Consider the following 24,945-nt stretch of genomic DNA (forward strand, 5'->3'; position numbering starts at 1 on the left):
ATATTAATCTATTTTTCGATAGCCCATATTTCTAGAAATATCTAAACCAGCACTAATTACTTTTTTAGCTATACTTTGAATTTTATGAGGTGGGAATCGCTGCTTTGGACCCACAATGGACAAGGCTGCAATTACTTTTCCTTTGTAATCATAAATCGGTGCAGCAATAGAAGTGACTCCATCAAGTAATTCTTCGACACTAGATGCATAGCCATTTTTCCTTACTTCACGTAAGTGAGCATGAAGCATATCGGTGTCTGTGATCGTGTTTTTTGAGAATTTATGAAGCCCTTTTTCGATTACGCTCTTCGTCACATCTTCATCAGAGAATGCTAGTAAAACTTTCCCTGAACTTGTACAGTAAGGCGGATTTCTTCGTCCAACATGAGTTAAGAATCGAACAGGATGATTGCATTCTACTTTATGAAGATAGATGACATCCGACTGATCTAAAACAGATATGTGAGCGGTTTCACCAAGTGTGTCAACTAGCTTGTTTAAGACCGGCTGTGAGTCACGATAGATATCCATTGAACTATATACGACACCGCTAAGAGTAAGAATAGAGAGGCCTAAGCGATATTTTTTCGTTTCGGGATCTTTATGCACGAACCCTTCGCTTGCAAGGGTTGCCATGGTCCGGCTGACTGTACTTTTGTTTAATCCTAGAGAAGTTGAAATTTCACCAATTTTCTTTTCAGGTTCATCCATCGAGAAACTATTTAAGATCCGAAGAGCATTTTTTAAGGAAGAAAGATAATTTTCTTCCTGTTTCTTTGTTTCCATCACTCATTCCTCCCTCTACCCACTGTTTCATTATGTAAAACTAGGTTCCTTTATAGTGGTCAATATATCAAAAGAAAAATGAAAAGAAAAGTTATTTTTTAAAAATTAAAATTATTTTTAATTGTTTCACATATAGAAACAACGGTGTTGTATATGAAATTGAAAGGGGATATCTTCTAGTTAAGAAAATATAGTTTTTTAATTGGAGGAATAAAAAGATGACTGTCGAAACAAGAGTAAAGGCTATCAATTGTTTGCATTTCATTAACGGCCAATTTGTTGAGTCGCATAACAAAAAAACATTTGAAAATATTAATCCTGCCACTGAAGAAGTTTTAGGGATGGTAGCAGAAGGGGGAAAAGACGAGGTTGATTATGCCGTAGCAGCCGCCCGCAGAGCATTCAATGGCAGTTGGAAAAAGATGACGACAGGAGAACGTTCAAAGATTCTTCGTCGAATAGGAGATTTAATCCTCGAAAGACAAGAGGAATTAGCCCGGTTGGAATCGTTGGACACTGGTAAACCGTTCTGGTTGGCTAATAGTATTGATGTCCCGAGGGCTGCTTATAATTTCCACTTTTTTGCTGATTATATGATTTCTGTTAATACGGATGCAAACCAACAGGATGACATAGCCATTCATTACTCCTATCGGCGCCCAGTTGGGGTAGTTGGTATTATTAAACCTTGGAATTTGCCATTATTATTACTGACTTGGAAATTAGCACCATGTTTAGCGATGGGCAATACAGCCGTGATTAAACCAGCAGAATGGACTCCGATGACGGCAACGGTATTGATGGAAATTTGTAAAGAAGCTGGGGTTCCAGATGGAGTGGTTAATCTTGTACATGGCTTCGGACCAAATTCCGCAGGCGGTGCCATTTCGGAACATCCTGATGTCGATGCGATTTCCTTCATTGGTGAGCCAGGAACCGGATCTTCTATTATGAAGGCTGCATCAAGTTCATTAAAGAGATTGTCGTTTGAATTAGGAGGGAAAAATCCTAACATTATTTTTGCCGATTCGGATCTGGATGAAGTGGTCGAAACAACAATCAAATCAAGTTTTATTAACCAAGGTGAAGTTTGTCTCTGCGGTTCACGCATTTATGTTGAGCGCCCGGCGTATGAAGAATTCCTGAACAAATTTGTAGCAAAGGTTAAAAACTTAAAAGTAGGGCTTCCAGAAAATGAAGATACAAAGGTGGGGGCATTAATCAGTAAGGAACATTATGACCGGGTTAATAGCTATATTGAAATTGCCCGCAATGATGGTGCGACCATTCTGACAGGAGGAAAACGTCCAGATGGGTTTGAAAAAGGATATTATTTAGAACCCACGATCATCACAGGAGTAGACCGGAATTCCCGTTGTGTCCGTGAAGAGATTTTTGGGCCGGTTGTAACAGTAATGCCTTTTGATATGGAAGAAGAAGTGATCATGCAGGCAAATGATACCCATTTTGGTTTAAGTGCAACGATTTGGACAAACGATTTAAGACGGGCGCACCGGGTTGCTCATCAAATTGAAGCAGGCATCATTTGGGTAAACACTTGGTTTCTACGTGACCTGCGCACCCCATTTGGAGGGATGAAAAATAGTGGAATTGGCAGAACAGGCGGAATGCATAGCATTGATTTTTACTCTGAATTATCCAATATTACGATTAAATTATAAGAAGGGGAGTCATTCTTTTGACGGACAAAATAAAGCAATATGCAGAAAAACTAGCTGAAGCGGAGAACACACGGATCGGTACGGTTCCGCTTACTTCAGTAGATTCAACACTGACAGTAAAAGAAGCCTATTATATTCAGTTGGAAAATATTCAGCGCAAAATAGAACAGGGACAAATCATAGTAGGGAAAAAGATCGGATTAACGTCCTTGGCGATGCAGAATTTATTAGGTGTAGATGAACCTGATTACGGACATTTGCTGGACAATATGGTGGTAGAAAATGGTGGTCAGATTAATATAGAGCAAGTTCTTCAACCAAAAGTAGAAGCGGAGATTGCCTTTATCCTAAAAAAGGAATTACGGGGGCCAAATCTAACAGCGCTTGATGTCATTCAGGCAACCGATTATATTGTACCTGCTCTGGAAATCGTCGATAGTAGAATAAAAGATTGGAAAATTAAGTTGGCTGATACAGTGGCAGACAATGCCTCATCTGGTTTTTATGTGCTTGGTGGTAAGCCAACAAAAATAGCCGATATTGATCTTGAATTAATTGGCATGGTACTAATGAAAAATGGTGAGCTCGTCAATACGGGGGTGGGTGCAGCGGCTTTAGGAAATCCAGCAAAGTGTGTTGCCTGGTTAGCGAATAAATTAGCCGAATTCGATCTCTCGCTAAAAGCAGGCGAAGTGATTCTCTCAGGGGCTTTGTCAGCAGCAGAAGCAGCTCAAAAGGGTGATACATTTACGGCAAGATTCGCTCATATCGGTCAGGTTAGTGTACGGTTTTAACCGTTTAAAGGAGGAAAGAGGATGAGTCAATACAAAGAGATTGCACACTATTTAGAATCTGCGGAGCTTGATAAGCGCGAGGTTGCCAAAGTCACAGTAAACTTGAAGCCTGATTTAACAGTGGAAGAAGCTTATCAAGTACAACAGGAAATTGTACATTCGAAATTAAATGAAGGAAAAAAAATCATTGGCCCGAAAATGGGATTAACCAGTCAGGCCAAAATGAAACAAATGGGGATCGAAGAACCGATTTATGGGTATGTGTTTGATTATATGATCATTGAAAATGGCGGTCAGGTGCCATTACATGAATTAATTCACCCAAAAGTTGAGGCTGAAATCGCGTTTGTGATTGGAGAAGATATTGAAGGTCCTGGCGTAACAGGGGCTCAGGTTTTAGCTAAAATCGAGTATGTTTTACCAGCCTTAGAGATTATTGATAGCCGGTACGAAAATTTTCAATTTACCTTACCCGACGTGATTGCGGATAATGCTTCAACTTCAAGAGTGGTGTTTGGTACCACCCTTAAAAAGCCGGAGCAATTTGAACTCGATTTAGTTGGGGCAACACTTTCAATCAATGGCAAAATCAAGGAATTGGGAGCAGGTGCTGCGGTCCTTGGTCACCCTGCAAATTCCATTGCCGTGCTTGCCAATATGCTGGCAAGAAAAGGAGAAAAGGTCCGTAAGGGCGATGTAATTCTAACAGGCGGGATTACAAGTGCGGTTCAATTGAAATATGGAGATATTGTAAGCGGTAAATTCGACGGTCTAGGTGAAGTGGCCTTTACAGTAACTGATTAATAATTTTTGCCACCCTGTTGACCTTCGTACCAGGCACGAAGACTCCTGCGGGGGCAAAGCGATGAGGAGACTCCCCGGCACCCCCAAGAACCGCTCGTGTCTGGAGCGGAAATCAACAGGCCACAATAACAGAGCCTAATTTTTAAAAAGGAGAATTTACATGCCAATTATTAATGTTCAAATATTAGAAGGAAGACCAAAAGAGAAAATAGAAGAAGTCATTCACAATATTACTAATACTGTTTCAGAAACATTAGATGCTCCAAAAGAGAACATAAGAGTCATCGTAACAGAAATTCCAAAATCTCATTGGGGAATAGCTGGGGTACCAGTTTCGAAAAAGTAACCAACATTAAAAGGGAGATTATGGCGATAGGGGATATTCCGTCATACTCCCAAGAATGTATATGAACGATGTAAGCGCTAACTAAATAAATTTAAGTTTTGGAGGGTATTATGACGATAGAATTGAGTTTGTTAGTGCCTCATGTTCCCAGCCTTTGTGACGAGGGTCAAGTACCAGAATTTCAACAGGACATGGCAAGAGAAATGAAAAAAATGGGGAGACAAATTAAAGAAATAAATCCAGATGTTATTGTGTTAGTTTCCTGTCATTGGCCATCCACCTTTTTCCATTATGTCGACTGTACGCCTGTACATAAAGGGATTCTTACTGCGTTTGAGGCCCCGGATTTAATTAAGGATGTTCCCTATCATTACCCTGGGGATGAAAAATTGGCAAATGAACTAGTAAAAGCGGGGGAAGAGGCTAATCTTCAAGTTCAAGGAGTGAACGATCCCTATTTTATTTGGGATTATGGGAGTTTGGTCCCTTTACGGTATTTGGTCCCAGACGAGGACATCCCAGTTATTAATTTATCAGTTACACTAGCAGCGAGTTTAGAAGAAACGTATAAATGGGGGCAAGTAATTGCCAAGATATTGCGTGAAAGTGATAAAAAAGTGGTATTTCTTTCAAGTGGTGCCTTATCCCACAATATAGTTCGAGGCAGACATAACAAGCCAACTCTTTCCGAACATGCTTTGGATAAGCAGTTTATTGAATTTGTAATGAGGAAAGATTATAAAGCGGCTTATGACATGCTGCCGGAATATGCAAGAATGGCAAGAGTGGAATCAGGAGGGCGACATCTTGCCATGTTATTCACGATGATTGAGGATGATTGTGTACCTACTTATCTAGCAGAAGGCCAGTCCTCGGGAAGCTGGAATGCGCTAATTACATTTGAAAAAAGCGAAACAGCAAATTTAAAAGCAGAAGTTGAGAGTGAATTTGTAAAATAACTCTACTAAAGAAAAGGAAAGGGGGAGATGGTTTATATGCGTACTCAAGTAGGGATTATCGGAGCTGGTCCAGCGGGGCTGATGTTATCACATCTATTACACTTACAAGGAATAGAATCTATTATCATTGAATCCCGTTCACGTGAAGAAATTGAGGGAACCATTCGTGCTGGGGTTTTAGAGCAAGGAACGGTTGACCTATTAAATGCCACTGGTGTCGGTGAACGAATGATGAGGGAGGGACATGTTCACGAGGGGATCGAATTGCAATTTAATGGCAATAGACATCGTATTGATTTCGCCGAGTTAACCGGTGGAAAACAAATTATGGTATATCCTCAGCATGAAGTCATTAAGGATTTGGTTGCTGCCCGACTAAAAGCTAATAGAACCATTTTCTTTAATGTTTGCGATGTTAAACTAGTAAATATTGAATCTACTCAACCCAAAATAGAGTATACGAATGAATTGGGTGAGTCTCAGGTCATTGAATGTGATTTTATTGTTGGCTGTGATGGTTTTCATGGACCCAGCAGACAATCCATCCCAAAAAGTAAAAGAGTTGAAAAACAGCAAATCTATCCATTTGGATGGCTTGGAATTATTGCCGAGACACCTCAAGTGAACCCAGAGTTAATCTATGCCCACCATGAACGAGGTTTTGCCCTACTAAGTACCCGTACCCCATCTATTCAGCGCCACTATCTTCAAGTTGACCCAAAGGATGATATTGCAAACTGGTCAGATGATCGAATTTGGTCAGAACTGCATGCGAGAGTTGATATGGAAGGCTGGACACTTCCACAAGGACCGATTATACAAAAAAATATTGTTTCTATGAGAAGCTTTGTTTGTGAAACGATGCAATATGGACGTCTCTATTTAGCAGGAGATGCTGCACATATCGTGCCTCCTACAGGAGCAAAGGGACTAAATTTAGCTGTAGCGGATGTCCAAGTTTTGAGCCAGGGAATTAGAGAATTTTATGAACAAGGTAATCAAAATATCCTGCAAAAGTATTCCCAAACATGTCTAAAAAGGATTTGGAGAGCACAAAGATTCTCATGGTGGATGACCACTATCCTTCATACCAACCAAAACCATAGTCCATTTGAATACGGCATTCAATTGACAGAACTTGATAATGTTACATCATCTCGAAATGCAGCTGCAAACCTAGCTGAAAACTATGTCGGTTTACCATTTGAACTCCCTTTATATAAACATGAATTATCGCAAAAATAGCCCTTTAAATAAACCGTACTATTTACATACTAGTAGGGTTTTACTTTAAGAAAGCATCTCTTTCTTTTAGACTGTCCTTTAACATAACAGGACAGTCTTCTTATTTATGATGGTATAATTAGTCTGAGGTTTTTGATCGGAAAATCGAGTATAATCATTTGGACAACCTTTAGATAAGAGAATCGGAGAGAATATATGTTTTTTCGTTTAATGTACCATGTCGTCTTGCCTATTTATGTTGTATTTGTGATTTTTTCCTCGATCACGTTGGATAAATCCCAAAACAACTTTTTAATGATTTTACTAGGCAGTATTTTTATAACAAGCATTTATTTGGAAAGGGTTTATCCACGCTCTTTTATTTATATAGCTGCTATTGAGATCCTTTCATTACTATTGTTTCATTTCACAAGCCAGTTGAATTGGTGTTTCTCCATTTATATCATTTTACTTAGTAAATTCCTATTTCAAATCAAGGGTGTTCTCAAAGGGATTTTTCTTGGTTTTGTCTTGATTGCTTTTTACACAGTAATACGCATTTCGTATACTCCTATCAATGCCTATAGCCTGCTTGCGGTTGTGTCTGACTTCTTAACATCTCTAGCTGTAGTGCTTATCATTCAATACATAATTGAAACAGAGAGAGCAAAAAATCTTCTCGAAGAAGAGAAGAAACGGGAAGAATTGCGTTATCAAGAGGAAAAAATGAAACTTTTAGGTGAAATGGCTGGCGGTCTCGCACATGAAATTAGAAACCCTTTGACCATCATCCAAGGATTCCTCAAACATTCTAAAGAGTATAATTATAATATTAAACCTTGGTATGATTTAATCATTAGTGAAGTTAGTAGGATGAATAAATTAACTGTCGAATTCCTACAATTTTCAAAACCAAATGTTTCTTTATACCAAACATTTGCCATCCACGAGTGTTTAAAGAGAGTAATCTCATTAACCGAATCTAAAGCCCGTAGTTCGGGACATCAAATCATATACACGGATTCCAATCCCGATCTGTTTTTACCAATGGACTTTGATAAAATGGTCCAAGTTTTTGTAAATTTAATAAATAATGCCATTCAATCGATGGTTAAAGATGGAGATATTACGATTCGATTATTTAAAGTGGAGAACAAAGCCGTAATTGAGATAAGCGATATGGGTGTAGGTATAGAAGAGGCAAATCTGGAGAAAATCTTTAGTCCATTCTATACAACGAAATCTGATGGAACGGGGTTAGGGCTATCTATTTGTCAGAAAATCATTTTCAAGATCATGGAGGAACGATTGAGGTGATTAGTAATCCAAATCAAGGAACTACATTCACCATTTGTTTTCCTTTGAATAATGGATTTCACGATACTCAGAGAGCTTTTGTTGAAAACCAAAATAAATAAGTATAAGGAAAACTCGCCAATATTTGATCTGCCCCGTAAATGTTAGACACCATTCTAACATTTACGGGGTGTTTTTTATGGCTAAATTTAATTCGGAGGATAAAATAGCTGCTGCTCAGCGCTATTTGAATGGCAATGATAGTTATCAAAAGATTGGTGATTCCATTGGAGCACACTCTTCTCTCATAAAAACTTGGGTGAAGCAATACGAGATAAACGGTGTAGAAGCGTTTCAAAAATCCTATACAAGTTTCTCAACAGAGTTTAAACTAGACGTACTAAAATATATGAATAACTACGGGACGTCACCGAATGAAACAGCTGCTATTTTTAAGATAGCTGATCCTTCTACCATTCGAAAATGGAGCAGGCAGTTCGAGGAACATGGAATTGATGCCCTTAAATTAAAGAAAAAGGGGCGTCCATCCATGAAAAAAGAAACAGTGAAAACAGAAACACAGAAACAAAAAGCCAACAAACCAATACATAGCGAAGAATCTTTGGAGTTTTTACAATCAAAAGTTGAACGTTTAGAAATGGAGATTGCCTACTTAAAAAAGTTGAATGCTTTAGTTCAAATGCAGGAAAAATTACAAACAAAATCAAAGCGCAAGTAATTTTTGATCTAAAGCAAAAGTATGAGGTTGTGGATCTAGTTGAAGTCGCTGACATGAAACGCAGCACGTATTATTATTGGGAAAAACGATTAAATCAGCCTGATAAATATGAAAAAATAAAGGATGCAATTAAAGAGATTTTCCATGAACATAAAGGTCGTTATGGGTACCGTCGAATCACGAAAGAATTAGAAAAAAGAGGTTTCCACCATGATCCCAAAACCATCAATAGTTTAATGAATGATATGGGGATAAAATGTATGGTGCGTATGAAGAAGTATAAATCTTATAAAGGTAAGGAAGGCAAAATAGCTCCGAATGTCTTAAATCGAGATTTTACTGCTGAGAATATGAATGAAAAATGGGTAACAGATGTTACAGAATTCCGCCTATTTGGTGAGAAGCGCTACCTCTCTCCTGTCCTGGATTTGTGTAATGGTGAGATCATTGCCTATAGCGTCATGAATCGTCCTGTATATACATTGGTAGGAGACATGTTAAATCAAGCAATTGAACGTCTTAAGCCCGGAGACAAGGTCATTCTTCATTCAGATCAGGGTTGGCACTATCAAATGGGAAAATATCAAAAAAAATTGAAACAACATCAAATTACACAGAGTATGTCCCGGAAAGGAAATTGTTTTGATAATGCAGTCATGGAAAATTTCTTTGGCTTATTAAAGTCCGAACTCCTTTATCTACAGGAATTTGATAGTTTAGAGCATTTTGAACGGGAATTAGCTGATTATATTTACTATTACAATCACAAGAGAATGAAGTCAAAATTAAAAGACCTGAGTCCAGTAGAATTCCGAACTCAAGTCTTAAAAGTTGCATAAAAGTATTTGTCTAACTTTTTTGGGTCAGTTCATATTTTTCGGCGAGTTTTTGGTTTAAATTTATCCCTTTCAAAACAGAGCCCCTACTTTACTCTTTTGTTGGTATATAGCATGAACAAAAAAATCTGTTAATAAAGCCTTTCCTGCTAGTGTTTGTAGCAGTGCTGAATCAAAATAACTTGTTCGAATCATGATATTGATATTAATATCCCATTTTCGGTAGCGCTTTAAATTCCATGAGTCAGTAAACAGAGATTTCCTTCTTTCGAGACTACCTCTTTCCCAATATGGAAGATGAATGGAGATTTCTCGAGATATTTCTTTCGATATGCGAAATATCGTGTTATACTTGTAAAGTTATTAATAAAAACGTCCTAGAAGGGTTGTTTATATAAATGTCTAGTACAATAAAAGCTTTTATAAGTCTCTTTTTGGTTTCTGTTTTGTGGGGGTTAAATTATCCAATCAGTGCCTATTTGCTTCAAGATTTTTCACCTGTCTTTTTATCAACTGTTCGAATTTGTTGTACCTCACTTTTTTTGATTATCGTTGCCTTAATTCATAAAGGAATAAAGCGTCCCACCATTTCAGAGTGGAAATTCCTAGTTGGTGTTGGAATCTTTGGAACTCTGTTAAATCAAACCTTTTACTTTACTGGGCTGCATCATACAACACCAGCAAACGCCTCATTAATCATTTCCTTGGCACCCATAGCAACAATTTTATTGGAACGGATCATCTTTAAGGTCAAGTTTACGGTGAAAAAATCCGCAGGAGCCATTATAAGTCTAATCGGTGTTTTTTCAATAATTGGCCTTGGAAAGGGCGGTTTGGGAATCTCATGGGGAGATTTTAACATTCTAATCGCCATGCTTTGCCTCTCGATTAGTCTATTATTTATTCGAGGTTTAGCGAAAACCATGAATACCTTTATTATCACCATTTACTCGACCGTACTAGGAAGCGTACTGATGATTCCTGCAGCAGGAGTTGAAAATTTGGTAAGCGGCTCCTATATCAGTCATTCTCTTTTTATGTGGATATTATTAGCTTTTGCTGGGATTATCGCTCAAGGAGTTGCCGGCTTTTGGTGGAATAAAGGTGTAGCAAAAGTTGGAGCAGGTACAGCTTCAATGTTCATGAATATTCAGCCATTTGTGGCCATCCTTGCCTCCCATTTTATACTAGGAAATCATATCTTGATGAATCAAATCCTTGGGGGTATTTTGGTATTGCTCGGGGTATTTATTGCGAATATGCCATCGATTAAAAATGCGGTTTCTACTGGACCAAATAAAGTGGCAATGTGAAAAGTCATCCCATTCAGGGATGACTTTTTTTTAGCAGTAAATGTAACCTTTCCAAGTCAGGTTTTTATTTGCATTCATATTTGAGTTTCAAAAGTAAGGGTAGATAAAACTAACAGGACTTGGCTTGCCAAGTGAAATGCTGAGTATCGTAACAGAAAGGAAGAAATAATCCCTGTTTGCAAATAAGGACAATAAATTGGTCGAATCACGTTATAGGAAAATCTTATATTTCTATTAAAATAGAGTCATTAGTAAGCGTTTCCATCCGAGAGGTGATGTTAATGACAAAATACAGTATTGCTGTTGATATCGGTGCTTCAAGCGGCCGGCTTATTTTAGGCTATTTAAAAAATGGATTATTAAAATTAGAAGAAATTAATCGTTTTGATAACAAAATAGTTAAAAAAGGTGAGTCCTATTGCTGGGAAGCCGATAATCTTTTTCAAGAGATTAAAAAGGGACTAAAAAAATGCAAAGAATTGGGTATTAGGCCGGACAGCATCGGAATTGATACATGGGCCGTAGACTTTGTTTTGTTAGATGAAAACGACCAGCCATTAACAGAAGCTGTATCTTATCGAGATCCTCGGACCGACGGCATGATGGAGGAAGTGTTTCAGTTATTTTCAATAGAAAGACTCTATCTAGAAACCGGCATTCAGTTCCAGAAGTTTAATACGATTTATCAATTATTTTCGATGAAAAGAAACACCCCAGAGATTCTCGATAAAGCTAAATCATTCTTAATGATTCCGGACTATTTCAATTATCTGCTCACTGGCAAAAAAGCAAATGAATATACGAATGCAACTTCCACTCAATTAGTAAATGCTTTTACAAAGAAGTGGGACCATCAGCTATTGGATGTCCTTGGAATAAATAAAGAAATGTTTCAGGAAATTAAAACGCCAAAAACGATACTTGGAACACTTACCGAAGAATTAGTTTCCGAGCTTGGGTTTGATTTACAGGTCATTCTGCCTGCAACACATGATACCGGTTCCGCCGTCATTGCCGTACCAGAAGAAAATGAAACGATTTATATCAGTTCTGGTACATGGTCATTGATTGGCGTCGAAAACTACTTCCCAATCTGTGTAACGAAAGCACTGGACTACAATTTTACGAATGAAGGCGGAATCGACTATCAATACCGTTTCCTAAAAAACATCATGGGTCTCTGGATGATTCAGGAAGTGAAGCGAAACTTCCATGATGAATATTCCTTCGCAGAACTCGTGGATTTAGCCAGCGAAGCAAAAGAATACCGGGCCATCGTGAATGTAAATGATGACCGCTTCTTGAAACCTGATCATATGATTGACGAAATCCAGAACTATTGTGTGGAGACAGAGCAGCCAATACCTAGTACTCCGGGTGAAATTGCCAAATGTGTGTTTGAAAGTTTAGCAGAAAGCTACCAGGAAGCCGTAATGCAAATAGAAGAAATTTTTGAGAGAAGATTTGAAAAAATAAATGTCATTGGCGGCGGCTGTCAAAATGAAATGTTGAATCAACTTGTTGCGGATGTAACGAAGAAAGAGGTAAATGCTGGACCAGTTGAAGCTACTGCCATAGGTAATATCGTGGCTCAGCTAATGGCTCTCGATGAAATTCAAGATATTAAAGAAGCTCGTACGATAGTTAAAAATTCATTTGAAGTGAAAAAATATTTGCCCGCCGCACCGATTACAAACTAACAGATAGAAAGGAAGAATGTCATGTCTATTCAAGAAAACTACGAACTTGCTAAAAAAGCTTATGAAAAATGGGGAATTAATGTTGATAAAGTCATCGAAAAATTAAAAAATGTTCCTATCTCTATTCATTGCTGGCAGGGGGATGATGTTGGCGGATTTGAAGTAAATCCGAACGAATTATCTGGTGGAATTTCCGTTACTGGTAATTATCCAGGTAAAGCATCAACACCGGAAGAATTAAGAGCAGACTTAGAAAAAGCGCTTTCCTTGATTCCAGGAAAACATCGCGTCAATTTACATGCGATTTATGCAGAAACAAATGGAGCAGTAGTGGAAAGAGATCAATTAGAACCAAAGCACTTTGAAAACTGGGTGAAATGGGCAAAAGAAAATGGTTTAGGGTTAGACTACAACCCAACATTGTTTTCACATCCAAAAGCAGATGATGGCTTAACACTATCACATCCAAACGAAGAAATCCGGGAATTCTGGATTAATCACTGTATTGGCAGCCGTAAAATTGGTGAGTACTTCGGTAAAGAACTTGGTACACCAGCATTAACAAACATTTGGATTCCAGATGGGTACAAGGATATTCCAAGTGACCGCCTCACACCAAGAAAGAGATTAAAAGAATCATTAGATAAGATTTTTGCGGTGGAAACTGATGAAAACTATAACTTAGATGCTGTTGAAAGCAAGGTATTCGGAATTGGTTCCGAATCATATGTAGTCGGATCCCATGAATTTTATTTAAACTATGCAATGAAAAACAATAAATTGTGTCTATTAGATACCGGTCACTACCATCCAACAGAAACTGTATCTAACAAAATTTCATCTATGCTTTTATTCAGCGAAAAACTTGCGTTGCATGTTTCAAGACCGATACGTTGGGACAGTGATCATGTCGTTATTTTAGATGATGAACTTAAAGAAATTGCTCTAGAAATTGTACGTAATGATGCCTTAGACCGTGTAATTATTGGACTTGATTTCTTTGATGCGAGCATAAACCGTGTGGCTGCATGGACAATCGGCACACGGAACATGATTAAGGCTTTACTTAATGCCATGTTAGTTCCAAACGGGTATTTAAAACAGCTTCAGGAAGAAGGAAACTTCACTGAAAGATTGGCGTTAATGGAAGAATTCAAGACTTATCCATTTGGTGCTGTTTGGGATAACTACTGTGAAAAAATGGGAGTTCCAGTAAGAGAGTCTTGGTTAGAAGAAGTAAAAGCGTATGAGCAAGAGGTTTTATTAAAGCGATAACTTGTGATGAAAGACTCAAATAGGAGATTTATAGGCTCCTTTGGGTCTTTTTTTGGATTTATTTCTTAAATTAGGAAGGGATTATACAAAATATAGGGAGAATATTACGAAGTTTTAAGTTATTATACAAAATAACGAGTAGATTCTACAAAAAGTGTAAATCAATTCCCAATTCGATTTAATACCGTTTTGAAAAAAGGATGGGCATATAAAAAGTATAATCTTTGTTTGTTTTCCAAAGATATATGGTATAGTTATAGTGATAATGACAATAAATCAAATATAAAACAACATAAATAAAAATTTCTTCAGCAGGAAGGGGCAGCACTAGTGCTAGTTGCAGAAAGACAAAAAAAGATTGTGGACTTAGTTAATGAGCGGTTGAGTATTCGGGTCACGGAGCTTAGTAAAATTTTCTCCGTAACAGAAGAAACGATACGGCGTGATCTTGAAAAGCTTGAAAAAGATAATCTCTTAATGCGCAGCCATGGTGGGGCAGTTAGTATTGAAAAGGATCAGGGGGAGACCTCTTATTTAGAAAGGGAAATCACTAACGCTGCCGAGAAAAAAGCGATCGCTGTAGAAGCGATTCGTTCTATCGAGCCAGGGGATCAAATCGTCTTGGACGCAAGTACAACGGCATGGTATGTGGCGAAGGAACTGCCTGATATGCCTTTAACGGTTCTGACAAATTCGATAAAAGTCGCCATTGAACTTAGTAAAAAAGAACAAATCAAGGTGATCTCAACAGGGGGAATGCTGCTTTCACAATCTCTTTCATATGTCGGACCGCTTGCAGAACGTTCTCTGAGTATGTACCACGTAAATAAGGCGTTTCTTTCCTGTAAAGGGGTTCATTTAGAAAAGGGATTAAGTGACTTTAATGAATCACAAGCCTTATTAAAAAAACAGATGATGGAAATTTCAGATGAAACCATCTTAATGGTTGACTCGAGTAAATTTGGAACACGAGCCTTCTCACAAATTGCACCTGTTTCCACCATCGACTGCATTATTACAGATTCGAATATAAATGAAGAAACTAGGAATGAACTGGAAGAGAAAAAGATAAAGCTATTAATTGTAAACTAGCAGGCCATCTCACGGTCTGTTTTTTTTATACACTTATAGAGTAAATAGAGGCATACTCTGTAAAAAAACAAATTGATGCTAGATCCAGATGGTTGACAAAAAATGAATTTTAAATAAAAATAATCGAAATGATTAATTAGTTATATACCAATAAAAAATGACTATCAGTTGGTTTACATTTTGATAGTCATTTTTTTACATTTATTTTAATTACTTTTCACGGAATTTGATGAACTTGTCTTGATGTCTTAAAATCCATGAAATTCTTTGTGCAGCCTTACGAATATACTTCTTTACCGTTTCAATAGTGTCAACCCCGTCCCAATAACGGCCGAGAAAATGGATAAAGACATCTAAACTTCGAAGCTGGATTAGAAAAAGAAGGGAATCAATTTCTCCTTCTGTCAGCTTAATCGTACTGCCATATCCTTTTAGAAAGGCAGTAATCTTTTTAAAAACAATGGTCTCATCCTCTTCATCATCTATAAAATCGGACATAGCAACTGCAACTTCCATCACTCGTAAATCATGTGTAACAAATTCAAAATCAAGTATTGCGGAAATCTTTCCATCCCCACCCGAAAGAATATTGGAAGCATTTAAATCTCCATGAACGAGCTGATGAGGAAGGCTTTTTAAAAACGGGACACTGTCTTGAAAGGAAACTAGTTGTTTATAGATTATTAATAATTCTTGAGTTAACTCCACAAAGTCTTCTGGTGGATTGAGGGAAAAAACTTTAATCTGATCCAAAGAACATCTTGGGTGTGTACTATTAATATCATAATACGGTCTGTATACTGGCGTTTGATTTACAATGACCTCGGCAAGTTCTGCAGTAAGTTGACCAGCCGCCTTACCAAATGAATAGATTTGATCTAAGTCTTCTAGGGCAGGATTCGTCCCATTGATAAATTTAAACACCCCCGCAAGATTTCCAGATTGAGTTTTGACAATGGTTTGCCCATCTATTGTTTTCATTGGTACAGGAATGGAAAAGGAAAAGGGCCGTTCGATTAATGCTAATAATACAGCATGTTCATAGTTTACCTTGTCTTCATCTTGATGGGTTTGGTATATTCTCAGTACGTATTTCTCATTATTTGCCAGAATAAATAGGGTTGTATTGTTTTTCCCACTTGGCCCGGGAACAATCTCCCAATTCTCAAAAGGAAAGTACAAAGGTACTATTTCTTCAATATATGATAAAATTTTTTTCATCTTATTCAAAAATCCTTTTTTTTAAAAGAAGTCTATCACGTACAGGAACAAGAGGAAAGTATTTTTGAATAGGTAATTTGGAAAATCCTTGGAGATGAAGCTGTTCAAAACCATTTTGAAGGTTAACAAGTAAATTAAACCCGATGTGGAAATATGGTAAAATAGGATAATGTATCCATTTGGAACAGAGAGAAGGTGGCTTTATGAAATCAAATGATAAATTCACAGGAAAAGCAGAGGTATATGCAAAATATCGTCCCAGCTATCCTCCTGAATATATTGAATATTTAATTTCTGAAGCTATTTTAAAGGAAGATAGTATTATTGCAGATATTGGCTCCGGGACTGGAATATTTAGCAATCAGCTTCTTGAACGGGGATACTCAGTAATCGGAGTGGAGCCAAATGATGATATGAGAACAGTTGCGGAACAAAATTTGATGACGGATTCCCGTTTTATTTCCATTAAGGGCACGGCTGAAAACACAACTTTAAATGATAATAGTATAGATCTAGTAACAGTAGCTCAGGCATTTCATTGGTTCGACATGGAGCTGTTCAAATTGGAATGTCAACGGATTTTGAAACAGGATGGTAGAGTGGCCCTTGTCTGGAATAGCCGAGATGGGTCAAGCGATATAAACAAGGAGAGTGCAGAGGTTTGCCAAAAGTACTGCCCAAATTTTAAAGGATTTAGCGGCGGTATCGAGGAAACTCCGATTGCATTTCAGCAATTTTTTAAAGATGGAAAGTATGATTTAAATTACTTTCGCAATGACCTGCAATTTAATTTAAGTGGATTTTTGGGAAGATACTTATCCGCTTCCTATTCCCCAAAAAAGACCGACGAGGAATATCATCCCTTCATTACAGCATTATCAAATCTATTTGAAAAATATAGCAATCATGGGCAAATAGTTATTCCAAATATCACAAGAAGCTATTTGGGTAAAGTGTAATTATTTAAATGATGACTATTTGTTAACTTTATAACAAAGTATTCTTCTTTTATAATAATGACAACAATGTAGTCAGTCAAAACGGGTCACGTAGAAGTAGTCTACGTGACCCGTTTCACTCATTCAATTATCTTTCCAGTCAAAGTTTTCGATAAAATTAACAAACGCCTTAACAACATTCCATTCCATAGCTTCCTTATGGTAATACATCCACGTTCTCCGCAAAATCGGATTTCCTTCTTGGTCTTTTAAGTGGACTTTGTTTAAGTCTTCTATCCCTTTAAGTACTCGACTAGACAAAATGCAATAGCCTAAACCATTTATAACCATTTCCTTACATGGGTCTACTTGGTCGACTTCAATACTTATAAAGGGGGCTTCAGAAAAATTTTCAGCCCACCAATGATCAATGACTGATTTTAATAAGTAATCCCCTCTATATTCAATTCTTGGAAGACGAGGGAGATCTTTCATATCAAACTCATTTTTTGAAGCAATGCAAATAGTTTCCTCGAACAATTGATATTTTGATAATCCCCGCCAGCCATAATCTCCACGGACAAAGCTGATATGAACGTCCTTATTATGAATAAGTTGAGTCACATCTCTGCTCCATCCCGTCGTTACTTTGAATTCAACATGCGGATATTGCATTTTAAATAATTTCAAAACATAGGGAAGTTCATAATTCGCAAAAAAATTGGAAACCCCCAATTTCAACGTACCTACCACTTCATCACTTTCGTTATTACTCATATTTTGGACATTTTCTTTTATCTTCTCATAATGTGCTAGGGCCTCCTCAGCACAATGAACAAGGTATTCTCCTTGTGGGGTAAAATGCACACCCCTGCTTTCACGGGTTACGATTTTTACGCCTAGTTCTTCCTGCATATGCTTTAATCGAGTCGTTAATGCGGGTTGAGTAAGAAATAAGAGGCGAGCTGTTTTTGTTAGATTCTTTTGATGATAAAGCACCTTTAGTATTTCCCAATCACGGTAATCCATTTTTCCACCCATCTATCTGATATTAATATTTTTTATAAGTTAATATAATTTTTTAGCATTTTATTTATTTCAATTATTACATTATCCTTAACCTTAAGCAATTGAAAATTACTTATTAATTAATCTGAAATTAAACATATAAAGTAAGACAACAATGGAGGAATTGTGAATGGGAGTCCAGAAAAACCAGCATAATCCATGGCGGAAATTCAATGGTCCAAACCTTGGCTATGTAATTGAACAATACGAGCGGTATACGAACGGAGAAGAAGCTATTGATCCAAAATTAAGAGATCTTTTTATAAAATGGGGCTCACCATTGTCTTTTGAGTCAAATCATACCGAAGAAACCCCCAATAATGAATCTTTTAATCCTGGTAATTCCACAAATATTCAGAAAGTACTGAAAGTGGTAAAGCTGCTTGAGGACATTCGTTCAAACGGTCATTTAGCGGCAAACATGAACCCATTAAAGTGGAATCAACAAAATCAAGAGTTGTTTCAGCCCGAAAAATATGGGGTTAGTGAACAAGAACTGAAAGCGATTCCAGCAATCCTCGTATGGGAAGAGGCTCCTGTAGGGATACAAACTGCGTGGGATGCTATCAATCATTTAAAAAGTGTATATACCTCTACATTAGCCTATGAATTTAACCATGTGCACCAGATGGATGAACAAGCCTGGTTAACTCAAATGGTGGAGACAGGTTCCTTGCATCGATCTTTATCGAAAGAAGAGCAAACGAACTTGCTGCAGAGCCTAACAGAGGTTGAAGGATTTGAACAATTTTTGCATAAGACCTTTGTCGGACAAAAGAGATTCTCCATTGAAGGCGTAGATATGCTAGTACCAATGCTGAATGAAGCAGTGCACGAAGGCGTTGAGGATGGAGCACGAAATGTCGTGATTGGTATGGCGCATCGCGGCCGCTTAAGTGTCCTTTCACATGTGTTAAACAAACCATACAGCAAGATGTTCGCTGAATTTCAGCATTCGTCTGCTAAACAACAGGGTCCGTCAGAAGATTTAGTCGACATAAGTGAAGGCTGGACTGGAGATGTGAAATACCATCTTGGACGTAATCGATTCATGGAAGGTCCCGGTAATGTGCGCGCACGGATTACCTTAGCCAATAACCCGAGTCATCTTGAATTTGTTAATCCGGTAGTCGAAGGGTTTGCAAGAGCTGCCCAAGAAGAACGAAAAAATGCAGGTTACCCTAAGCAAGATGTGAATAGGGCGTTTGCCATTTTAGTTCATGGCGATGCAGCCTTTCCAGGCCAGGGGATTGTAGCGGAGACCCTGAATTTAAGCGGGTTAAAAGGATATAAAACAGGTGGAACGATCCATATCATTGCTAACAACATGGTTGGTTTTACAACCGATAGCCATGATTCTCGTTCAACGAGATACTCCAGTGACTTAGCAAAAGGATTTGAGATCCCGATCGTACATGTTAATGCGGACGATCCAGAAGCCTGTCTAGCCGCTGTTCGACTTGCTTATCAATACCGTGCCAAGTTCCAAAAAGACTTTTTGATTGATTTAGTTGGATACCGTCGATTTGGCCACAATGAAATGGACGATCCAGCGGTCACCCAACCGCAGGTATACAAAAAAGTTGTGAACCATCCAACTGTAAGAGCAGTGTATGCAAATCAGTTGAAAGAAAGAGGCATTCTCAATCAAGAAGATGTTGAGCTAATGAATCGCAGCGTACAAGAAATGTTGCAAGTGGAGTACGAAAAAGTGTCAGAGAAGAAGCAGAGTGAACACATTTCAGAAGTAGAGGTTCCGATGGTAATCGCTAAAGGAATTCCATCGTTGGAAACAAGTGTCCCACTTGATACGCTTCGTGAAATAAACCAAGATTTGCTGAAATGGCCGGAAGGTTTTCATGTTTATCCAAAATTAAAGCGGATTTTAGAGCGTCGTGGAACGGCACTAGAAGAGAACGGTAAAGTAGAATGGGCGGTAGCAGAGGTGCTGGCATTTGCGTCGATGTTAAAGGATGGTACGCCGATTCGTCTCACTGGCCAAGATTCAGAACGTGGAACGTTTGCGCAACGGCACATTGTACTGCACGACGCAGAAACAAACGAAACTTATTCTCCATTGCATAATCTTCCGCAAGCACAAGCATCATTTGCGGTTCATAATAGTCCGCTGTCAGAAGCAGCTGTTGTAGGTTTTGAATATGGATACAATGTATTTGCTCCTGAAACACTTGTCATGTGGGAAGCACAATATGGCGACTTTGCAAATACAGCGCAGCCACTCTATGATCAATTTGTTTCATCTGCAAGGGCAAAATGGGGACAAAAATCAGGCCTTATTCTCCTGCTGCCTCATGGGTATGAAGGCCAAGGTCCGGAGCATTCCAGTGCCCGCCCTGAACGGTTTTTACAGTTAGCGGCTGAAAACAACTGGACGGTTGCCAACCTGACAAGTGCGGCCCAATATTTTCATATTTTACGCCGTCAAGCCTCCATCTTAGGTTCAGAGTTTGTTCGACCATTAGTGATTATGACACCAAAGAGTCTGCTCCGTCACCCGATAGTTGCTTCTACTGGTACTGCTTTAAGCGAAGGTCATTTCCAAACCGTTTTGGAACAGCCTGAACTAGGAAAGTCGCCGGAAAAGGTAAGACGCTTAGTGTTAACAACTGGTAAAATGGCCATCGATCTGGCTGTAGAAATCGACTCACAGAAAGAAAATCTAGAAGAGGTACACATCGCTCGAATTGAACAATTGTATCCATTTCCTGAGGAAAAAGTAGAAGCCATTATAAAGCGTTACCCTAACTTAAAGGAAATTGTTTGGGTGCAGGAAGAACCGAAAAATATGGGTGCGTGGCATTATATCGCTCCAACTCTCTTTGAACTTGCATCTGGCAGACTGACTGTCGGTTATATTGGGCGTCAAGAGCGTTCAAGTACAGCAGGCGGAGATCCAACCGTTCACAAAAATGAACAAGAACGGATTATCAAACAGGCTCTGAACTTTATTGAATCAAATAAATACTCAGAAACAAGAAATAGAACTAGTTTCTAATTCCAATTCCGGAAAATCATTTAAGTAGAAATACTACTTTATAGAGGACTTACCAACAAACATAGGAGGATACACCACATGATTGAAATCAAAGTACCAGAACTGGCAGAATCCATTACGGAAGGAACCATCGCTCAATGGCTCATTAATATTGGTGATAAAGTAACCAAAGGAGATAGTGTGGTTGAGCTGGAAACTGATAAAGTTAATATAGAATTAAATGCCGATTACTCAGGTGTAGTTACAAAGTTTTTAAAAGAGCCTGGCGATATCGTCGAAGTTGGCGATGTCATTGCGATTATCGAAGAGAATGCGGCGGCTGGAGCCACTCCGGCTGTTCCTGCTGCAGCTTCGGAAATACCAGTAGAAGAAACCTTAAATCAACCAAACACCCAACCCGAGCCAGAACTTCCAAAAGGCAATAGTCCAATTGCCTCACCAGCAGCGAGAAAATTGGCTAGAGAATTGGGAATCGATTTAACGCAAGTAAGCAGCCGGGATCCACTTGGCAGAATTAGACCAGAGGATGTAAAAGCATACACACCGACACCTGTGGTTAAAGAAGAGCCAAAGGTGGAAAAGGCCAGCACCAAACCAGTCGTACAACAATTAGATGAAGAGTTCGACAAACCAGTTGAACGGGTGAAAATGACCCGCCGGCGTCAAACAATCGCAAAACGCCTAGTAGAAGTTCAGCATACAGCAGCGATGTTAACCACTTTTAACGAAGTTGATATGTCGGCTGTTATGGATTTACGCAATCAGCGTAAGGATGCTTTTTTTGAAAAACATGGTGTTCGTCTTGGGTTCATGTCATTCTTTACAAAAGCCGTGGTCTCAGCGTTAAAGCAATTCCCGCTTTTAAATGCTGAAATTCAAGGCGATGAATTGATTATCAAGAAGTTCTATGATATTGGAATTGCAGTTGCAGCACCAGAGGGTCTAGTGGTACCGGTTGTACGCGGTGCAAATCAGAAAAACTTTGCTGAAATCGAACAGGATATTAGTAATCTTGGTAAAAAGGCTCGTGATAATGCCCTTACGTTAAATGATTTGCAAGGTGGTACATTTACCATTACAAACGGCGGAGTTTTCGGTTCGTTAATGTCAACGCCAATCTTGAATAGCCCGCAAGTAGGGATTCTCGGAATGCATAAAATCCAAACAAGGCCAATAGCGATTGATAAGGAACGAATGGAAAATCGCCCAATGATGTATATTGCCTTGTCTTACGATCATCGAATTGTAGACGGCAAAGAGGCCGTTAGCTTCCTAGTTGCCGTGAAAGAATTGTTGGAAGATCCTACATCTTTATTGTTGGAAGGTTAATAACGCTAATCGTGCCCGGCGGAGTTGAAAAAGCGAGCCAATGGTAACGAATAGAAAGCGTGTTTTAATTTAATATTGAATAAAAATAGAGATGGGAGGAGTCCATCTCTATTTTTTTATTATGGAGAATGGTCTGCTCAACAGTCTACAAACATATTCCAAAAAAGTCCGTACACAAATCAAAAAAATAGAGCACTATCGCTCTAATTACTGCTGGGCTATGATGATGGTATTGGCGTATGAATAGCTGCAGGGAAGTATATTGATTTGCAAATTACTCTTCCGGAGGCTGTAGAAGCTCAGATTACAGCACCTAAAAATACAAGAGTCATAGTAAATGGTGAATGGAAACGGACCTATTAGGTCTGTTTTTTATTCAATCGGAAGTAAACAAATTAATTTTGTGACAAAAATGTTAATTAAACAAAAGTAATCAAAAATATAATTTTTGTTTATGTTGATTTATATTTGTTATCGAGTTATGATGAAATTGTAAAGAAGATAAATACACATAAATATAAAAACCAATTTTTATTAAGGGGGAGAATATAAATGAGTATGACATTGAGAAATTTAATATATACAGCACCTTTTTTACAAGAAATGATTGAAGCAACTACTAACCTATACCGTTTAGGATGGGATGAACGTAATGGCGGAAATATTAGTTACCTTTTAAATGAATATGAAGTTTTACCTTATTTGGATGTTGATAATGTTGTAAGAACAGTACCAATGAGTTTTGATGCCTCTGAGCTTGCAGGAAGATATTTTGCAGTAACAGGTTCTGGAAAATACTTCAAAAATGTTAAAGAGGATCCGGCTTCAAACCTGGGTGTGATTCGAATTGCAGCAGACGGCAAAAGCTACGAAATTCTTTGTGGGCTGGAAGATGGCGGTGTAGCAACAAGTGAGCTGCCAACACATTTAATGAATCATAAGAAGCGATTAGCAGCAGACAATAACCACCGCGTGATCATGCACTGTCACGCGACAAATTTGATTGCCATGACATTTTCACATAGTTTGAAGGAAGAAGAATTTACAAAAACACTTTGGGAAATGTGTACAGAATGTATTGTTGTTTTCCCTGATGGTGTAGGCGTCATTCCTTGGATCATCCCAGGAACCAATGAAATTGGTGAAGCAACCGCAGAGAAAATGGAACATGTCCGCCTAGTAGTTTGGCCGCATCATGGAATTTTCGGTGCTGGCGCCACAATGGATGAAACCTTTGGTTTGATTGAAACAGCAGAAAAAGCGGCTCAGGTTTATACGATCGTTTGTGCACAAGGAGGGAAAAAACAAACGATTACCGATCAGCAGCTTCAAGACCTTGCTGATGCCTTTAAGGTAGTTCCGCGGGAAGGAATTTTGCAATTATAAATATTTAATCAATCAAGAGGCATGTTCCTGTAATAGGGAGCATGCCTTTTGTAGATTAGTTGTTTTTTCAATTGGGGAATAAGAAATATGATATGATTTAGAGATAGAATTCAGAAAATAGGTGAATCAAATGAATCTGGAACTTCTTGAGGAACTAATGGAAATAACAGATGAAGAGAGAACCATTCTTGAACAACGAAAAAAAGTAAGTAAAGAACTATATACCAATAAGACAAATTTTATTATTGAAAGTGAAAAATTCCTCAGTAAAGATAAGATGATTATGGTTCGTAAGCACACAAGATTTGTGGATTTCCCTTTACATAAACACGATTATATTGAAGTCAATTATGTCTATACCGGGGAATTGAATCAAATTGTGGGCGGCAGGCAAATTACCTTGAAAAAAGGAGAACTTCTCTTATTAAATCAGCATATTGAGCATGAGATCACGGCCTGTGCCAAAGAAGATATTGTCATTAATTTTATCATTCGCCCTTCTTTCTTCGACTTTATTTTTTCCTTTTTAAGTTCTGAAAACATTGTCAGTGATTTTCTGATTAATAGCTTATATAACAACACTCAGAACGGCCAATTTCTTTATTATAAAGTTGCTGAAGTGCCGGCTATTCAGGATATGATTGGAAAAATGATTGAGGAAATCATGCATCCTACTGCTTTCTCAGAGTCAACCATTAAACTTTATATGGGGCTTTTCTTGATTGAACTCATTAAAAATTCCGATAAGGTGGAGAGAAAAGAAGAAGCATCTATTAATCATTATTTAGTAGTAGAGTCACTTAAGTATATTGAAGATCAGTTTAAGGATGCCTCGTTATATGAATTAGCCGATCAATTGAAACAATCTCACTATGGTTTAAGTAAAACCATAAAAAAGGCCACATCCCACACATTCAAAGAGCTTCTTCAAGGGAGGCGACTTGTCAAAGCGAAAGAATTACTGGAAGGAACCGACATGGCGATTGCTTCGATCGTAGAGCAGGTGGGATATGATAATATCAGTTATTTTTACCGGATTTTTAAAGGGAAATATGGACTGACACCAAAGGAATACAGGAAGAGGATTCTCGGTGGATAACCAAACGTTTTTGAAAGAATTTGAAATAAAACAACGGAGAAG

At 38.1% G+C, this 24,945-nt stretch carries 19 protein-coding genes and 1 pseudogene; 17 read left to right on the forward strand and 3 right to left on the reverse strand.

The window, feature by feature from the left end; all coding sequences use genetic code 11:
• Positions 1-3 precede the first annotated feature (3 nt).
• A complete protein-coding gene (locus tag QNH17_RS09085) occupies positions 4-786 on the reverse strand; it encodes an IclR family transcriptional regulator (RefSeq protein ID WP_283878364.1) in 783 nt (260 codons plus the stop codon).
• Between the two features lie 218 nt (positions 787-1,004).
• On the opposite strand from QNH17_RS09085, the gene QNH17_RS09090 reads away from it, so the two are divergent.
• The 12 genes from QNH17_RS09090 (at position 1,005) to QNH17_RS09145 (ending at position 14,846) form a co-directional block, all read left to right on the forward strand.
• Positions 1,005-2,468 carry an aldehyde dehydrogenase gene (locus tag QNH17_RS09090; RefSeq protein ID WP_283878365.1) on the forward strand — a complete coding sequence of 488 codons (1,464 nt, stop codon included), beginning with the start codon at positions 1,005-1,007 and terminating at the stop codon, positions 2,466-2,468.
• Between the two features lie 17 nt (positions 2,469-2,485).
• A complete protein-coding gene (locus QNH17_RS09095; protein ID WP_283878366.1) occupies positions 2,486-3,262 on the forward strand; it encodes a 2-keto-4-pentenoate hydratase in 777 nt (258 codons plus the stop codon).
• A 21-nt stretch (positions 3,263-3,283) separates the two neighbouring features.
• Positions 3,284-4,066 carry a 2-keto-4-pentenoate hydratase gene (locus QNH17_RS09100; RefSeq protein WP_283878367.1) on the forward strand — a complete coding sequence of 261 codons (783 nt, stop codon included), beginning with the start codon at positions 3,284-3,286 and terminating at the stop codon, positions 4,064-4,066.
• 160 nt (positions 4,067-4,226) lie between these two features.
• A complete protein-coding gene (locus QNH17_RS09105) occupies positions 4,227-4,412 on the forward strand; it encodes a 4-oxalocrotonate tautomerase (RefSeq protein ID WP_283878368.1) in 186 nt (61 codons plus the stop codon).
• Positions 4,413-4,522: 110 nt separating this feature from the next.
• Positions 4,523-5,371 carry a DODA-type extradiol aromatic ring-opening family dioxygenase gene (locus QNH17_RS09110; protein WP_283878369.1) on the forward strand — a complete coding sequence of 283 codons (849 nt, stop codon included), beginning with the start codon at positions 4,523-4,525 and terminating at the stop codon, positions 5,369-5,371.
• 36 nt (positions 5,372-5,407) lie between these two features.
• The gene (locus tag QNH17_RS09115; protein ID WP_283878370.1) at positions 5,408-6,616 is read left to right on the forward strand and encodes a 4-hydroxybenzoate 3-monooxygenase; all 1,209 of its coding nucleotides are present in this window, start codon (positions 5,408-5,410) and stop codon (positions 6,614-6,616) included.
• Between the two features lie 195 nt (positions 6,617-6,811).
• The gene (locus QNH17_RS09120; protein ID WP_283878371.1) at positions 6,812-7,912 is read left to right on the forward strand and encodes a two-component system sensor histidine kinase NtrB; all 1,101 of its coding nucleotides are present in this window, start codon (positions 6,812-6,814) and stop codon (positions 7,910-7,912) included.
• 178 nt (positions 7,913-8,090) lie between these two features.
• Positions 8,091-9,469 (forward strand): IS3 family transposase gene (locus tag QNH17_RS09125; protein ID WP_283876058.1). Its coding sequence is split into 2 segments (ribosomal slippage): positions 8,091-8,565 and positions 8,565-9,469, totalling 1,380 coding nucleotides; the frame shifts between segments, so codons are not numbered across the junction.
• 395 nt (positions 9,470-9,864) lie between these two features.
• Positions 9,865-10,779, forward strand: a complete 915-nt coding sequence (locus QNH17_RS09130) for a DMT family transporter (RefSeq protein ID WP_283878372.1) — start codon at positions 9,865-9,867, stop codon at positions 10,777-10,779.
• A gap of 281 nt (positions 10,780-11,060) precedes the next feature.
• Positions 11,061-12,479, forward strand: a complete 1,419-nt coding sequence (gene rhaB, locus QNH17_RS09135; RefSeq protein WP_283878373.1) for a rhamnulokinase — start codon at positions 11,061-11,063, stop codon at positions 12,477-12,479.
• A 21-nt stretch (positions 12,480-12,500) separates the two neighbouring features.
• Positions 12,501-13,754, forward strand: a complete 1,254-nt coding sequence (gene rhaA, locus QNH17_RS09140; RefSeq protein ID WP_283878374.1) for an L-rhamnose isomerase — start codon at positions 12,501-12,503, stop codon at positions 13,752-13,754.
• Positions 13,755-14,084: 330 nt separating this feature from the next.
• On the forward strand, positions 14,085-14,846 hold the full coding sequence (locus QNH17_RS09145; RefSeq protein WP_283878375.1) for a DeoR/GlpR family DNA-binding transcription regulator: 762 nt from the start codon (positions 14,085-14,087) through the stop codon (positions 14,844-14,846).
• Positions 14,847-15,056: 210 nt separating this feature from the next.
• Here the strand turns inward: QNH17_RS09145 and QNH17_RS09150 are convergent, their stop codons facing one another.
• Positions 15,057-16,067, reverse strand: coding sequence for a phosphotransferase (locus QNH17_RS09150; protein ID WP_283878376.1), 1,011 nt, complete (start codon positions 16,065-16,067; stop codon positions 15,057-15,059).
• Positions 16,068-16,270: 203 nt separating this feature from the next.
• On the opposite strand from QNH17_RS09150, the gene QNH17_RS09155 reads away from it, so the two are divergent.
• Entirely contained in the window at positions 16,271-17,026 is a 756-nt protein-coding gene (locus QNH17_RS09155) for a class I SAM-dependent methyltransferase (protein WP_283878377.1), read from the forward strand.
• Between the two features lie 123 nt (positions 17,027-17,149).
• Here the strand turns inward: QNH17_RS09155 and QNH17_RS09160 are convergent, their stop codons facing one another.
• Complete coding sequence (locus tag QNH17_RS09160; RefSeq protein WP_283878378.1) at positions 17,150-18,034, reverse strand: LysR family transcriptional regulator; 885 nt, start codon at positions 18,032-18,034, stop codon at positions 17,150-17,152.
• 169 nt (positions 18,035-18,203) lie between these two features.
• On the opposite strand from QNH17_RS09160, the pseudogene QNH17_RS09165 reads away from it, so the two are divergent.
• The 4 genes and pseudogenes from QNH17_RS09165 to QNH17_RS09180 all read left to right on the forward strand — a co-directional run bounded on the left by QNH17_RS09165 (position 18,204) and on the right by QNH17_RS09180 (position 24,903).
• Positions 18,204-21,117: pseudogene (locus QNH17_RS09165) on the forward strand (2-oxoglutarate dehydrogenase E1 component).
• A 50-nt stretch (positions 21,118-21,167) separates the two neighbouring features.
• A complete protein-coding gene (odhB, locus tag QNH17_RS09170; RefSeq protein ID WP_283878380.1) occupies positions 21,168-22,418 on the forward strand; it encodes a 2-oxoglutarate dehydrogenase complex dihydrolipoyllysine-residue succinyltransferase in 1,251 nt (416 codons plus the stop codon).
• Positions 22,419-22,976: 558 nt separating this feature from the next.
• Positions 22,977-23,804, forward strand: a complete 828-nt coding sequence (gene rhaD, locus QNH17_RS09175; protein WP_283879466.1) for a rhamnulose-1-phosphate aldolase — start codon at positions 22,977-22,979, stop codon at positions 23,802-23,804.
• A 130-nt stretch (positions 23,805-23,934) separates the two neighbouring features.
• Positions 23,935-24,903: an AraC family transcriptional regulator gene (locus tag QNH17_RS09180; protein WP_283878381.1), complete on the forward strand. Its 969-nt coding sequence runs from the start codon at positions 23,935-23,937 to the stop codon at positions 24,901-24,903.
• The last annotated feature ends 42 nt before the right edge of the window (positions 24,904-24,945 follow it).

It is taken from the genome of Neobacillus sp. SuZ13 (assembly GCF_030123365.1).
Classification (GTDB): domain Bacteria; phylum Bacillota; class Bacilli; order Bacillales; family Cytobacillaceae; genus Neobacillus.

What these genes read in the sequence shown, in the direction of transcription:
- rhaB (WP_283878373.1), top strand. Translation starts at nt 11,061, where the DNA reads ATGACAAAATACAGTATTGCTGTTGATATCGGTGCTTCAAGCGGCCGG.
- QNH17_RS09115 (WP_283878370.1), top strand. Translation starts at nt 5,408, where the DNA reads ATGCGTACTCAAGTAGGGATTATCGGAGCTGGTCCAGCGGGGCTGATG.
- rhaA (WP_283878374.1), top strand. Translation starts at nt 12,501, where the DNA reads ATGTCTATTCAAGAAAACTACGAACTTGCTAAAAAAGCTTATGAAAAA.
- QNH17_RS09130 (WP_283878372.1), top strand. Translation starts at nt 9,865, where the DNA reads ATGTCTAGTACAATAAAAGCTTTTATAAGTCTCTTTTTGGTTTCTGTT.
- QNH17_RS09100 (WP_283878367.1), top strand. Translation starts at nt 3,284, where the DNA reads ATGAGTCAATACAAAGAGATTGCACACTATTTAGAATCTGCGGAGCTT.
- odhB (WP_283878380.1), top strand. Translation starts at nt 21,168, where the DNA reads ATGATTGAAATCAAAGTACCAGAACTGGCAGAATCCATTACGGAAGGA.
- QNH17_RS09120 (WP_283878371.1), top strand. Translation starts at nt 6,812, where the DNA reads ATGTTTTTTCGTTTAATGTACCATGTCGTCTTGCCTATTTATGTTGTA.
- QNH17_RS09085 (WP_283878364.1), bottom strand. Translation starts at nt 786, where the DNA reads ATGGAAACAAAGAAACAGGAAGAAAATTATCTTTCTTCCTTAAAAAAT.
- QNH17_RS09180 (WP_283878381.1), top strand. Translation starts at nt 23,935, where the DNA reads ATGAATCTGGAACTTCTTGAGGAACTAATGGAAATAACAGATGAAGAG.
- QNH17_RS09150 (WP_283878376.1), bottom strand. Translation starts at nt 16,067, where the DNA reads ATGAAAAAAATTTTATCATATATTGAAGAAATAGTACCTTTGTACTTT.
- QNH17_RS09105 (WP_283878368.1), top strand. Translation starts at nt 4,227, where the DNA reads ATGCCAATTATTAATGTTCAAATATTAGAAGGAAGACCAAAAGAGAAA.
- QNH17_RS09110 (WP_283878369.1), top strand. Translation starts at nt 4,523, where the DNA reads ATGACGATAGAATTGAGTTTGTTAGTGCCTCATGTTCCCAGCCTTTGT.
- QNH17_RS09160 (WP_283878378.1), bottom strand. Translation starts at nt 18,034, where the DNA reads ATGGATTACCGTGATTGGGAAATACTAAAGGTGCTTTATCATCAAAAG.
- QNH17_RS09155 (WP_283878377.1), top strand. Translation starts at nt 16,271, where the DNA reads ATGAAATCAAATGATAAATTCACAGGAAAAGCAGAGGTATATGCAAAA.
- rhaD (WP_283879466.1), top strand. Translation starts at nt 22,977, where the DNA reads ATGACATTGAGAAATTTAATATATACAGCACCTTTTTTACAAGAAATG.
- QNH17_RS09090 (WP_283878365.1), top strand. Translation starts at nt 1,005, where the DNA reads ATGACTGTCGAAACAAGAGTAAAGGCTATCAATTGTTTGCATTTCATT.